The sequence below is a fragment of the Citrobacter sp. Cpo126 genome (assembly GCF_030332445.1).
Taxonomy (GTDB): Bacteria; Pseudomonadota; Gammaproteobacteria; order Enterobacterales; family Enterobacteriaceae; genus Citrobacter; species Citrobacter portucalensis.
Genome location: NZ_JAOWHT010000034.1, coordinates 1 through 12436, shown reverse-complemented (window position 1 = coordinate 12436; position 12436 = coordinate 1). Strand labels below are relative to the sequence as shown.

The window sequence follows — 12436 nt, the reverse complement described above, 5'->3', positions numbered from 1 at the left end:
GGCAAACCGAATTTATTAAAGGTGAGAGTTACATGCCGGTAATTAAAGTACGTGAAAACGAGCCGTTCGACGTAGCACTGCGTCGCTTCAAGCGTTCATGCGAAAAAGCAGGTGTTCTGGCGGAAGTTCGTCGTCGTGAGTTCTATGAAAAACCGACTACCGAACGTAAGCGCGCTAAAGCTTCTGCTGTGAAACGTCACGCGAAGAAACTGGCTCGCGAAAACGCACGCCGTACTCGTCTGTACTAATCCATTGAGAGCCAAAGCTCTCAATTCAGACTGAGTTGTAGTTGTAAGGCCGTGCTTCCGGAAGGAATGCGCGGCTTATTTTCGTTTATACACGTCATCATTCAAGCTGCCTCAGTGTTGGCTGCAGTCGCTCACCCCAGTCACGTACTGCTGTACGCTCCTGAGGATTCGCTTCCTTGCCGCCTTGATGCATCCTGAATGATTTTGTGTATATGAGTCATCAAAAAACAGGGGCTTATGGCTGGACGAATTCCTCGCGTTTTTATCAATGACCTGCTGGCAAGAACCGACATCGTCGATCTCATCGACGCGCGGGTAAAGCTGAAAAAGCAGGGCAAAAATTATCACGCGTGCTGTCCGTTCCATAACGAAAAAACCCCCTCTTTCACCGTAAACGGTGAAAAACAGTTTTATCACTGCTTTGGGTGTGGCGCGCATGGCAACGCCGTCGACTTTCTCATGAACTACGACAAGCTCGAGTTTGTGGAAACCGTCGAAGAACTGGCCGCAATGCACAACCTTGAAGTGCCCTATGAAGCAGGCAGTGGCCCCAGTCAGATAGAGCGCCATCAACGGCAAAGCCTTTATCAATTGATGGACGGCCTGAACACTTTTTATCAACAGTCTTTGATGCAGCCCGCCGCTACCCCTGCGCGCCAGTACCTGGAAAAGCGAGGATTAAGTAGCGACGTTATCACCCGTTTTGCTATTGGTTTTGCGCCCCCCGGCTGGGACAACGTCCTGAAACGGTTTGGCGGCAATGCTGAGAATCGCAAATCGCTGGTCGATGCGGGGATGTTGGTCACCAACGATCAGGGACGCAGTTACGATCGCTTCCGCGAACGGGTGATGTTCCCCATTCGCGACAAACGTGGTCGAGTCATTGGTTTTGGTGGACGCGTGCTGGGCGATGCCCTGCCGAAATATCTGAACTCCCCGGAAACCGATATTTTCCATAAAGGCCGCCAGCTGTATGGCCTTTATGAAGCCCAGCAGGATAACGCCGATCCACAGCGCCTGTTAGTGGTAGAAGGCTATATGGATGTGGTGGCGCTGGCGCAATACGGCATTAACTACGCCGTGGCATCCCTAGGGACGTCAACTACTGCCGATCACATCCAACTGTTGTTCCGCGCGACGAACAACGTAATTTGCTGTTACGACGGCGACCGTGCCGGACGCGACGCAGCATGGCGCGCACTGGAAACCGCACTGCCCTATATGACAGACGGACGCCAGCTACGCTTCATGTTTTTACCTGACGGCGAAGACCCCGATACGCTGGTGCGTAAAGAAGGGAAAGAGGCCTTTGAAGCCCGGATGGAGCAGGCGCTGCCGCTCTCCGCGTTTTTATTTAACAGCCTGCTGCCGCAGGTGGATTTGAGTACCCCGGACGGACGCGCACAGCTCAGTACGCTGGCATTACCGCTGATTACTCAGGTACCAGGCGAAACGTTGCGCATTTACTTGCGACAGGAGTTGGGGAACAAGCTCGGCATTCTGGATGACAGCCAGCTTGAACGTTTAATGCCTAAACTGGCAGAAAATGGGGCTTCCCGCCCTGTTCCACAGCTAAAACGTACGACCATGCGTATACTTATAGGGTTGCTGGTACAGAACCCGGGCCTCGCCCCGCTGGTTCCACCGTTAGGCGCACTGGATAGTAATAAGCTGCCTGGACTTGGCTTATTCAGAGAACTGGTCAACACTTGTCTGGCTCAGCCAGGTCTGACCACCGGGCAACTTTTAGAACACTACCGTGGCACAAATGATGCTGCGACCCTTGAAAAACTGTCGATGTGGGACGATATAGCAGATAAAGATATCGCGGAAAAAACCTTCACCGACTCACTCAACCATATGTTTGATTCGATGCTTGAACTGCGCCAGGAAGAGTTGATAGCTCGTGAGCGCACACACGGTTTAAGCAGCGAAGAACGCCGGGAACTCTGGACACTGAACCAGGAACTGGCCAAGAAATAACAGAAAGACAAAAGTATTTAACGGCTTAACTGCCGAATATCGATCGGGAAGCCCCCGACAGCCGCACGGAGAGGCAGCGGCAAAATATAAGTATGCCCTCGTTTTGCCGTTGGCGGTTTTACCGCCCAACACCAATCAAACGAATTAAGTGTGGATACCGTCTTATGGAGCAAAACCCGCAGTCACAGCTGAAGCTTCTTGTCCAACGTGGTAAGGAGCAAGGCTATCTGACCTATGCCGAGGTCAATGACCATCTGCCGGAAGATATCGTCGATTCAGATCAAATCGAAGACATCATCCAAATGATCAATGACATGGGTATTCAGGTGATGGAAGAAGCACCTGATGCCGATGATCTGCTGCTTGCTGAAACCTCCAACAGCACCGATGAAGACGCGGAAGAAGCGGCTGCCCAGGTTCTGTCCAGCGTTGAGTCCGAAATCGGTCGTACGACTGACCCGGTCCGCATGTACATGCGTGAAATGGGTACCGTTGAACTGTTAACCCGCGAAGGCGAAATCGACATCGCTAAACGCATCGAAGACGGGATTAACCAGGTTCAATGCTCCGTTGCCGAATACCCGGAAGCTATCACCTACCTGCTTGAGCAGTACGATCGCGTAGAAGCTGAAGAAGCACGTCTTTCCGATCTGATCACTGGCTTTGTCGATCCAAACGCGGAAGAAGACATGGCGCCAACGGCGACCCACGTCGGTTCTGAACTCTCTCAGGAAGAGATGGATGACGATGAAGACGAAGATGAAGAAGATGGCGACGACGACAGCAGCGATGATGACAACAGCATCGACCCTGAGTTAGCGCGTGAAAAATTCGGTGAACTGCGTACTCAGTACGAAATCACTCGCGACACCATCAAAGCGAAAGGCCGCAGCCATGCTGCCGCGCAGGAAGAAATTCAGAAGCTGTCCGAAGTGTTCAAACAGTTCCGCCTGGTGCCGAAGCAGTTCGACTACCTGGTAAACAGCATGCGCGTCATGATGGACCGCGTGCGTACTCAGGAACGTCTGATCATGAAGCTCTGCGTTGAGCAGTGCAAAATGCCGAAGAAAAACTTCATCACCCTGTTCACTGGCAACGAAACCAGCGAAACCTGGTTCAACGCGGCAATCGCGATGAACAAACCGTGGTCTGAAAAACTGCACGACGTTGCAGATGACGTTCACCGCGGCCTGCAGAAACTGCAGCAGATTGAAGAAGAAACCGGCCTGACCATCGAGCAGGTTAAAGATATCAACCGCCGCATGTCCATCGGTGAAGCGAAAGCCCGCCGTGCGAAAAAAGAGATGGTTGAAGCAAACTTACGTCTGGTTATCTCTATCGCTAAAAAATACACCAACCGTGGCTTGCAGTTCCTGGATCTGATTCAGGAAGGTAACATCGGTCTGATGAAAGCGGTTGATAAGTTTGAATACCGTCGTGGTTACAAGTTCTCCACCTATGCAACCTGGTGGATCCGTCAGGCGATCACCCGTTCGATCGCGGATCAGGCGCGTACCATCCGTATCCCGGTACATATGATTGAGACTATCAACAAGCTCAACCGTATCTCCCGTCAGATGCTGCAAGAGATGGGCCGCGAGCCGACGCCAGAAGAACTGGCTGAGCGCATGCTGATGCCGGAAGACAAGATCCGTAAAGTGCTGAAAATTGCTAAAGAGCCTATCTCCATGGAAACGCCAATCGGCGACGATGAAGATTCGCATCTGGGTGATTTCATCGAGGATACCACCCTCGAGCTGCCGCTGGACTCTGCGACCACCGAGAGCCTGCGTGCCGCAACGCACGACGTTCTGGCTGGCCTGACCGCCCGTGAAGCGAAAGTTCTGCGTATGCGTTTCGGTATCGATATGAACACCGACCACACGCTGGAAGAAGTGGGTAAACAGTTCGACGTTACCCGCGAACGTATCCGTCAGATCGAAGCGAAGGCACTGCGTAAACTGCGCCACCCGAGCCGCTCTGAAGTGTTGCGTAGCTTCCTGGACGATTAATCTCGCCGTATAAGTTCAAACGCCACCGCAAGGTGGCGTTTTTCTTTACATCCCGCGCATGACCAGCGCATCATCCAACTCGCGATACGCCTCCACCAGCTTATCCAGTGTAATCCGGCTCAATCCGCTGGGATTCGGCAATACCCAAATCTGCGTCGCGCCAATGGTCAGCGTCTGTTTTCCCCACTGCGCCCCACGCTGGCTAAGCCCCTGCTCAAATGCCTGCTTCCCAAGGATAGCGAGCGCGGCTGGCTGATATTCTTCTATTTTCTCAATAAGCAGACGACCGCCGCTACGCATCTCTTGTAGCTTCACTTCATTGGCTTGTACCGTTGGTCTGTCGACAAACTTAGTCACGCCGCAGCGGAAGTCCAGCAGGTGCTGTGCCTCTTCAGGTTTAAGCTGGCGATCGGTAAATCCCGCCTGATGGATAACCTTCCAGAAGCGATTAGCGGGGTGCGCAAAGGGGAATCCTGTACCTGCGGAAGAAAGCCCCGGATTGATGCCGCAAAACACCACCCGCAGCTCCGGTGCCAGTATGTCCTTAACCATAATTACTCCGAACAATACATCAGAGGAACCAGTATAACGGACTGAAAATACATTGTTTATAAAAACAGCATCCGTACGCTTATGTCTGGATTGCAACGCAGAGTTACTTTATAATCCACCGCCACGGCCCCTTAGCTCAGTGGTTAGAGCAGGCGACTCATAATCGCTTGGTCGCTGGTTCAAGTCCAGCAGGGGCCACCAAATTTTAGCTTTATAATCATATAATTAAGCCACTCTAGCGAGTGGCTTTTTTGTCATTTTGTTTTCAAGTGGCGATGAAATGGCGGTGGATTTTTTACCACCACTTTCATGAGCACATAAAAAAACCCGCGCGCGGCGGGTCTTTAGAGAAAATTTATCAGAGCCACAATGGCCGCTGACCACTCACCGACGGGTGAGGTGGCGCCGGAATTATTGTTCCCGGTGTAACGATAAAACGTTCTACAGACTCCATCGTTACGAATGTGCAACTGCAATTAATATTCGTACATTGATGGTAACGCTCTTTAGTATTCTCGCTAAGATAGCGACTGGTACGAGCATGCGCTGCATGCTGGCATTTTGGACAATGGAACATGCCACCCCCACACATTCACAAAAAGTGAATTAATAATACTCAGTTATTCACCATTTGAGAATCATTTTCTTCTGATTCATATTCTATGCCAGAAAGCATAACCTCGAGCTCTACAGCCGTCGTGAAGCCATTCCCGCCTAGATTATGGGTCACCTTACTGATTATCCACGACTGGTCATCGATGACGCTCTTAAAGCCCGAGACCCTGACTGGCATTTCGGGATAAATATCTTCCCGTCCGGTTGCCAGCATGATTGAGAACTCCGCAACGCCACGCTGCAATTTATCCCACTTCGCCTGAGCCGCTCGCATCGCTTGCGCCTTTGTCGCGTAAATGGTCGTCAGTGCGAAAATGTTGTCAGCCTCACCGGCCATATATTCACCCTCGCGGGTTTCCTGCTCTTTCTTCTTTTTCGCTGCGGTTTTACTGCTCACGACTTTTGCTTTCTGGTGCTGTAACGCCCGGAGGTGTTGCTCTTTGGGCTTGCGCTTCAGCTTCACCGCTTGCTTTTGCTTCGCCGGTTTTGGGTCTTTGGTGTGCAGCCATTTAGCCGTTACGCCGGTGTAAGCACCACGGTCAGCAATAGCAAACTGATGCCGGTCGCCGTCACTGCGCTGGATAGTAATCTGAGGGATAGCTTTTCCGCTGGCCGTCGTACCACTTCCCGCTTTGAGCATCAGCAATTTACCCGCTTTGACCGATACCGCGCCGCCGTTACGTTCCGCGAGGCGAGTCAGAAATACTGCATCGGATTCCTGCGACTGGTCGATATGCGGAATTTTTATCCCGGTAAGAGAATCCGCGACGCTGGCCGTTAATTTATTCCGGGCGGCTATCGCGCTGACGATAGCGCCGAGTGTGGTGTCGTGCCATGATTCCTCGCGGCGTGAATTGAGCGTTCCGCGAAAATCAGCGCTACGGGCGCGAATGGTCACCGTATCCGGTGCCCCCCGGTGCTCCACCTCATCGACGGTAAATCGCCCCTTACCAACGAGCGCGAAACCTTTCCAGCCGAGATAAAGTGACAGCACAGCGCCACGAATCGGCAGCGCGACAAGCCCGTCAGAATCATCGAGCTCAATGTCGAGCTGGTCAGCTTCAAAGCCCCGGTTATCCGTCATCGAGAGATTAATCAGCCGGTCGCTGATATTGCCGGTGATATCTTTGCTTTCCAGTGTCAGCATAAAATCGGGCGTCAGTGTGGCCCCCGCGCCGGTGATAATATCCAGCATGATTAAGCCCCCACCTTAGACAGCAGATCGCCCGCTTTACCGACCAGACTCTCGGCCTGTTTTCCTATATCGCCATAGACCGCCGCGAGCGATTCATCGACACGGGTCAGTGACAGAGTGAAACTGATTTTTCGTGGCGACCCGTCCTCAAAAAATACCGTGCCGGTCTCCGAGACATTGCTGACAATAAACATCCCGTAAATCCAGCCTGAGCCAGAAATAAGCGGCCATGCTCGCCCCTGCTCGGCCATCGCATAAAGCGTCAGCATCGAAAACTTGCCGCCGGTCAGCTCAGGATACAGGTCACCGCTCAGGGTAATTTTGTCCTCCCCTTCACCGAGATACTGAAATGCGTCACGCTTCCCGACGCGGGAGTTTGACGTCCAGCTATAATCCGCGCTGCGCTGCATACTCTGATAGGGCAACGTCTGACGCATAAAAACAAACATACCTAGTGCCAGCATCATAATCGGTCTCCTTAGTCATGCATCATGCTTGCGCGGGCTTTGGCGCGTTTCTCACGCTCATATTTTTCTAAGGCATCCTGTAAATCATTACCTAACCGACCGCCCGGCATACCGTTTCCCGGCACGTTGATTTGATAGGTTGGCCGACTCTGGTCGATGTAGGTTTTACCGGCGGGTGCCGTGACCGGCTGGTAGCTGTTGTAAGAGCTGATAGCCGGGCTGTAACCATTCTGCGTCGCCGCACTGGCTTTCGCCGCGGTCTGGTCAAGTGAGCTGGATTCTTTGTTGATAACCCCGAGCTTTTCGAGCACCCAGTCAATCCCGCTTCGCAGCTTGTTAAAGGCGTTAAGCGGCATCAACAAAGCATCAGCCAGCGCCTGACCGAACATGACACCAACATTACGGCAACTGTTTAATGTGTCCTGAGTCGCTTTTACCGGCGCTATCAGGGCTTTAAACCACTGCCAGACACCGCGAAGTTTCTCCCCAAGGCCGTCAAAGACGGGTGCCAGCGGCGCGAACATTTCCCCGACCGGCGCAAAGGCGCTCATCAGCCCCTCGATAACACCACCGAAAAAGGCGCTGACCGGCTCCCAGTATTTGCGAATAAGCAGCGCGCCAGCGACAACCGCCGCCGCAACGGCCACGACCGGCCATGTAATCGCACCGATAGCGGCGATAACCCCGCCACTGATTGTCGTAAAGACAGCACCAAGTGCGCCAGCAGCAGCGATGATGGCGTTAATACCGATAATAACCGGCCACGCAACAAGGCCGATTGCCCCTATAACCCCCACAACACCGATAGCCGCCGCTGAAATAACCCCAAGCGTCGTCGCTAGTGATTTATTTTTTTGTATCCAGCCATCAAGTTTTAAAACATACCCAGTCGCCGTTTGTACCAGCTTACGCAAGGATGACTCTTGCTGGTCAAACAGGTCTGTTCCGACCGCCTCATAAGCTGACTGGAACTCTTTAAAGTCGCCCCCGAGGTTGTCTTGCATGACCTTGACGAGCTCAGCCGTTTTACCGTCAGATGCTTTAAGCGTGGCGGTAAGCTGGTCCAGCTTTCCGCTTGAGGCGGCAGTCATTAATACAGCAGCAGCTGAGCTTGCCTCTTCACCGAATATGGTTTTCATGTATTCAGCGCGCTGACCGGTACCGAGATTGTTTTTCTCAAAGCTCCGCTGCATTTCTTTCAGGATTGTAAATATTGGGCGCGTGTCCCCCTTACCATCAGCCGTTTTTACGCCGAGCTCTTTAATAGCGTCATACGCTTTTCCCGTAGGAGCCTGTAGGCGACTTAACACGGCGCGGCTCCCCGTACCCGCCATCGAGCCTGTAATTTTGGCGTCATGCAGTGCGCCGACCATTGCGGCTGTTTCTTCGATACTGACCCCGGCATTTTTCGCCACCGGCGCGGCGTAGGTCAGCGCATCACTCAGGCCGTCAAAGTCGGCGGCGGTTTTGTTCATCGTCATCGACAGAACATCACCGATATGGGCGACCTTATCGTTTGAGAGCTGGAATGCAGAGCGCATCCCCATCAATAACCCGGCGTTCTCTTCCATCGTTCGACGGTTTGCGAGCGCCATATCAAGCGTCACTGGCGTAGCCGCCTGAATAGCAGCGGTATCACCACCGGCTTTTGCAATAATAATCTGAGCACCAGCAGCATCATCAGCCGACGCGGCGGTGTTATCACCGAGCTGACGCGCCTGTTTGCGAAGAGCCACCATATCAGCTGAATCTTTTTCGACGCCGAGAACAGCCTGAAGCTCAGAGTTTTTCTGAGCAAAATCATAACCGGGTTTCATTAGTGCAACACCGGCGAGAGTACCTGTTGTTGCCATACCTACCCCGGCAGCGCCCATCGAGGCGGCATTCCCTGCCAGAGCCTTCCCTGCCTGATAGCGTTTTTGTACTGCACTCAGTTTCGCCTGTTGCGCGCTGACGCGCGCCAGTGCTTCACGCTGTCGGTTAAGTTGTGCGGTCGTTTCGCTGATATTATTTTTCAGGCGATTTTCATCATTCGTCAGGTTGCGGGTATTTATCCCCGCTTTACCGAGCCCGGCCTGTTGCCGCTTAACAGACTGCGTGAGGCTGTTATATTTCGTCTGCAACCCATCAGCCGCGCGTTTCGCTGACTCCAGCACTCTGGCCTGTGCCGCTGTTGGCCGTTCCGTGTTTTTAAACTGCACCGCCAGCGCTTCAGCTTCCTGTTTTGCTTTTTCCAGCGACTGGCCGGTTACCGCCAGTTGCGCACTGGTTTTACGAAAACCGTCTATTTTCGATACCTGACCATTCAAATCACGCAGGGATTGCTGAGTCATGCGGATATCACCAGACAGCGATTTACTCGCCGTCTGGATCGCTTTAAAGGGTCGGGTCGCCTGGTCGACAGCTTTCAGCAGCACTTCGAGTTTGAGGTTATTACTCATTCGTGTTTCCGCTTCGCTGTAGCGCTTTTTCGCGCCAGTTGACGAGCTCGGTCAGGCTCATGGGATAAAGGTCTGATGGCGACCAGTGAAAAATTACCGCTATGTCAGCCATCAGGTCATCGACCGAGAGTTTTTTCGGGAAGGTTACGCCGCCGAACTCGGTGACAAAAAACCGACCACCTTACCGGCAAACGACAGCAGGTCGGGCAGCTCCAGCGCGGCGGCTTCCTGCTCGGTCAGCGACGGCATGGTCATGCGTGGCAGCACTTTAATCAGCGCATCGACGTCAGAATTTGCGACAGATGCCAGGCTGACGCCGCGAAGGGTTCCGGCACACGGCTTTAACAGGGTGACGTCGGAAATAACCTGCTCACCGCGCTTGATGGGTTTAATCAGAGTGACGATATTTTCGTTAGTTTTTTCCATGATATTTCTCGTTAAATTCAGGTTTCAGGATCCCCGGCCAGCCATGCTGACCGGGACAATAATTACAGGCCGATATTCTGTCGGTGTGCCTCGAGCATGTCGGTACCGTTCACTATTTCGACGAGGTTCACGGTGTCAATTTCGACCATATCTTTACCGTTGAGGGTCAGCTTGTAGTACGAGCACTCGAGCGAGATTTTCGACTCAGTGTCCTCGCCCTGCTTGGCTTCGCCGAGGTCGATTTCTTTCTGACGGCCACGAAGAACAACCTCAACCGGCACGGTCTCGCCGGTGTCATCACGCTGGTAAGACCCTGCAAAACGTAGCGGCACGGAGGCCGTACCGGTGGCGGCATATAACGACCAGACAGCATCATCAGGAAAACCGCCGAGCGAGATTTCAGCCGACAGTGCATCGTCATCGAGGCCAAGGTCAACCGAGGCTGAGCCATTCATCCCGCCGCCGCGATACTTCTCGAGCTTGCGGGTTAATTTTGGCAACGTGACGGACTGCACGACGCCGAGATAACTCACCCCGTCGATAAACAGGTTCATGAGTTTGAGCTTGCGCGGTAATGCCATTTGTCAGGCTCCTTATTTGCTGTTGACGGACGAGATAAGATTCGCCAGATATTTATCGGTGATGCGCTGGCGTAAGGTCAGGTGTTCGAGTGGTGGCACCGGCGTATAGTCATAATCGATAAACAGTTTCCCGGCCTTCAGGGTTTCTTTGCTGTTCGCCTCTTCGTCAAACCAGCACGTCGCATCGATGATGTAACCGCCGCTTTTCAGCTCGCGGAATTTCGCGTTGATGCCGTCGATAATGTCGCGAATCAGCGTCGCGGTGATGGGCTTATCATTCGCCCACATATGCCCTTCGGCCATTGTGTCGGCGATGACCTGTGCCGTGCGGGTGTAGTTCTCAAACTGAAACAGCGGGTCATCGGAGCAATTACGGTTACCCCAGAAACGGAAACCATCGGCACGAATCAGCGTGGTAACACCGGCCTCATTCAGCAGGTCAGCATCGGTACCTTTTTCCTGCAAATCCCAAAAGACGGACGCGCTGATACCGGTGACCTCATTGACGCCGACGTTTGACAGGGTTTTGTGCCAGCCGGTGTCATTATCAATTTTGGCGCGCAGACCCAGCGCGATGGCGGTCGCGTAGCTGGTCGTTGTGGCGCTGGCCGTGGTATCCCATCCGAGGAATTCAGGCCAGATAATCATGAGTTCACGCGCGCTGAAATTCTCACGATAGGCAATGACGTCAGAAATGGTTTTACAGCCCCACGCGCTGACATAGGCGAAAGCGCGAAGTTTCTGAGCCACAGAGACAAGCGCGGTCGCCACTTCCTGAGTATCGAGACCCGGAACACCGAGAATACGTGGCTTCACGCCGGTGACCGCTTTCGCCGTTAACAGCGCTTTCAGCCCGGTGTATTTGCCGTTCTCATCCGTGGTGCCGATGATGTTAGAAATGGTTTGCGCCTGTGCCTCTTCGTCATCACCGGTACCCTCGGCGACACGCACGACAACAACAACCGGTTTTGACTGGTTAGCGATGAGCTGTAAGGATTTTGCCAGGGTACCTTTAGTACCGGCTTTTGCGATGGCGCTTTGTGGGTTGGTAATCAGCACCGGCTCATTGAGCGGAAATGCCCCGGCGTCAGCATCGCTGGCCGTGCAGACCATACCAACGACCGCTGTTGATACCGTCGAGATTGTGCGGGTGCCGTCGTTAATTTCGACGACCTCGACACCGTGATGAAAATCACTCATCCGTTTAACTCCGTTAGTTGGGGTGAGTGATATTGTCGGGTGTACGTTTACAGGGGGCTATTTGTCAGGGTTCGCCGGTGGCTGACACAACGGGAATTGTCGCCGGAAATTTTTTATACAGCGTCGATATACCCACATCAAAAATCAGTGCGACACGCTGTCGTGACTCCCCGGCCGCAATCAACCGGCCAGCCTGAGCCCATTCATCAGGCGTCAGCTTCGGCCTACGACCTCCGATTCTGCCTTGTGCTCTGGCAGCATCCAGACCGGCGCGGGTTCGTTCGACAATGAGCTCGCGCTCCATTTCCGCAAGAGCCCCCATGATATGGAAGAAAAAACGCCCCATTGGCGTTGAAGTGTCAATACTGTCGGTCAGGCTTCGGAAATTAACCCCGCGCTGGCGAAGCTCTTCAGTCATCGAGACAAGATGACGCATACTACGCCCGAGTCGGTCGAGCTTCCAGACAACGAGAGTATCACCGGCATTTAGTTGCCTGAGAGCGCGATTTAATCCTGGTCTGTTTGTCGATTTGCCGCTGATTTTATCCTCGAATATTAGCTCACATCCCGACCGCTCCAGCGCGTCACGCTGTAGCGCGGTGTTTTGTTCATTTGTTGATACACGCACATAACCAACCTGCATCCTTTTTCCCTCATGCAAAAGCCGGAATGATGCCAGTTGAGGCTTAAACCTGCATTTTCTTAAACGTTGGTTT

13 protein-coding genes and 1 tRNA gene are annotated in these 12436 nt (G+C 53.1%); 4 read left to right on the top strand and 10 right to left on the bottom strand.

The annotated features are described in order from the left end of the window. Positions 1–32: 32 nt before the first annotated feature. From rpsU to rpoD, 3 genes are all read left to right on the top strand, one after another. Positions 33–248, top strand: a complete 216-nt coding sequence (gene rpsU / locus OGY17_RS13675; RefSeq protein WP_001144069.1) for a 30S ribosomal protein S21 — start codon at positions 33–35, stop codon at positions 246–248. 237 nt (positions 249–485) lie between these two features. Continuing rightward, positions 486–2231, top strand: a complete 1746-nt coding sequence (gene dnaG / locus OGY17_RS13670) for a DNA primase (RefSeq protein WP_003828467.1) — start codon at positions 486–488, stop codon at positions 2229–2231. Between the two features lie 164 nt (positions 2232–2395). Beyond that, positions 2396–4243, top strand: coding sequence for an RNA polymerase sigma factor RpoD (rpoD, locus tag OGY17_RS13665; protein WP_003024699.1), 1848 nt, complete (start codon positions 2396–2398; stop codon positions 4241–4243). Between the two features lie 45 nt (positions 4244–4288). On the opposite strand, the gene mug is transcribed toward rpoD, so the two are convergent. Further along, the gene (gene mug / locus OGY17_RS13660) at positions 4289–4795 is read right to left on the bottom strand and encodes a G/U mismatch-specific DNA glycosylase (RefSeq protein WP_008785849.1); all 507 of its coding nucleotides are present in this window, start codon (positions 4793–4795) and stop codon (positions 4289–4291) included. Between the two features lie 125 nt (positions 4796–4920). On the opposite strand from mug, the gene OGY17_RS13655 reads away from it, so the two are divergent. Beyond that, positions 4921–4996, top strand: a tRNA-Ile gene (locus OGY17_RS13655). A 157-nt stretch (positions 4997–5153) separates the two neighbouring features. Here OGY17_RS13655 and OGY17_RS13650 read toward each other — a convergent pair. From OGY17_RS13650 to OGY17_RS13610, 9 genes are all read right to left on the bottom strand, one after another. After that, entirely contained in the window at positions 5154–5372 is a 219-nt protein-coding gene (locus OGY17_RS13650) for a DNA-binding transcriptional regulator (protein WP_023223216.1), read from the bottom strand. 39 nt (positions 5373–5411) lie between these two features. After that, entirely contained in the window at positions 5412–6605 is a 1194-nt protein-coding gene (locus tag OGY17_RS13645; protein ID WP_286607573.1) for a phage late control D family protein, read from the bottom strand. A gap of 2 nt (positions 6606–6607) precedes the next feature. Further along, positions 6608–7072, bottom strand: coding sequence for a phage tail protein (locus OGY17_RS13640; protein ID WP_103014989.1), 465 nt, complete (start codon positions 7070–7072; stop codon positions 6608–6610). An 11-nt stretch (positions 7073–7083) separates the two neighbouring features. After that, positions 7084–9513: a phage tail tape measure protein gene (locus OGY17_RS13635; RefSeq protein ID WP_286607571.1), complete on the bottom strand. Its 2430-nt coding sequence runs from the start codon at positions 9511–9513 to the stop codon at positions 7084–7086. Continuing rightward, positions 9506–9625 carry a GpE family phage tail protein gene (locus OGY17_RS13630; protein ID WP_000763326.1) on the bottom strand — a complete coding sequence of 40 codons (120 nt, stop codon included), beginning with the start codon at positions 9623–9625 and terminating at the stop codon, positions 9506–9508. The genes OGY17_RS13635 and OGY17_RS13630 overlap by 8 nt, the downstream gene beginning before the upstream one ends. Before the next feature lie 32 nt (positions 9626–9657). Next, entirely contained in the window at positions 9658–9939 is a 282-nt protein-coding gene (locus tag OGY17_RS13625) for a phage tail assembly protein (RefSeq protein WP_023223220.1), read from the bottom strand. Positions 9940–10001: 62 nt separating this feature from the next. Continuing rightward, on the bottom strand, positions 10002–10520 hold the full coding sequence (locus tag OGY17_RS13620) for a phage major tail tube protein (protein WP_149617897.1): 519 nt from the start codon (positions 10518–10520) through the stop codon (positions 10002–10004). A gap of 12 nt (positions 10521–10532) precedes the next feature. Further along, positions 10533–11720 (bottom strand): phage tail sheath protein, encoded by a 1188-nt coding sequence (locus OGY17_RS13615; RefSeq protein ID WP_150388431.1) that lies wholly within the window; start codon positions 11718–11720, stop codon positions 10533–10535. 64 nt (positions 11721–11784) lie between these two features. After that, positions 11785–12363: a recombinase family protein gene (locus OGY17_RS13610; protein ID WP_150388430.1), complete on the bottom strand. Its 579-nt coding sequence runs from the start codon at positions 12361–12363 to the stop codon at positions 11785–11787. Positions 12364–12436: the final 73 nt, after the last annotated feature.

What these genes read in the sequence shown, in the direction of transcription:
- OGY17_RS13615 (WP_150388431.1), bottom strand. Translation starts at nt 11,720, where the DNA reads ATGAGTGATTTTCATCACGGTGTCGAGGTCGTCGAAATTAACGACGGC.
- OGY17_RS13640 (WP_103014989.1), bottom strand. Translation starts at nt 7,072, where the DNA reads ATGATGCTGGCACTAGGTATGTTTGTTTTTATGCGTCAGACGTTGCCC.
- rpoD (WP_003024699.1), top strand. Translation starts at nt 2,396, where the DNA reads ATGGAGCAAAACCCGCAGTCACAGCTGAAGCTTCTTGTCCAACGTGGT.
- OGY17_RS13625 (WP_023223220.1), bottom strand. Translation starts at nt 9,939, where the DNA reads ATGGAAAAAACTAACGAAAATATCGTCACTCTGATTAAACCCATCAAG.
- OGY17_RS13635 (WP_286607571.1), bottom strand. Translation starts at nt 9,513, where the DNA reads ATGAGTAATAACCTCAAACTCGAAGTGCTGCTGAAAGCTGTCGACCAG.
- OGY17_RS13650 (WP_023223216.1), bottom strand. Translation starts at nt 5,372, where the DNA reads ATGTTCCATTGTCCAAAATGCCAGCATGCAGCGCATGCTCGTACCAGT.
- OGY17_RS13645 (WP_286607573.1), bottom strand. Translation starts at nt 6,605, where the DNA reads ATGCTGGATATTATCACCGGCGCGGGGGCCACACTGACGCCCGATTTT.
- OGY17_RS13610 (WP_150388430.1), bottom strand. Translation starts at nt 12,363, where the DNA reads ATGCAGGTTGGTTATGTGCGTGTATCAACAAATGAACAAAACACCGCG.
- rpsU (WP_001144069.1), top strand. Translation starts at nt 33, where the DNA reads ATGCCGGTAATTAAAGTACGTGAAAACGAGCCGTTCGACGTAGCACTG.
- mug (WP_008785849.1), bottom strand. Translation starts at nt 4,795, where the DNA reads ATGGTTAAGGACATACTGGCACCGGAGCTGCGGGTGGTGTTTTGCGGC.
- OGY17_RS13630 (WP_000763326.1), bottom strand. Translation starts at nt 9,625, where the DNA reads ATGGCTGACATAGCGGTAATTTTTCACTGGTCGCCATCAGACCTTTAT.
- dnaG (WP_003828467.1), top strand. Translation starts at nt 486, where the DNA reads ATGGCTGGACGAATTCCTCGCGTTTTTATCAATGACCTGCTGGCAAGA.
- OGY17_RS13620 (WP_149617897.1), bottom strand. Translation starts at nt 10,520, where the DNA reads ATGGCATTACCGCGCAAGCTCAAACTCATGAACCTGTTTATCGACGGG.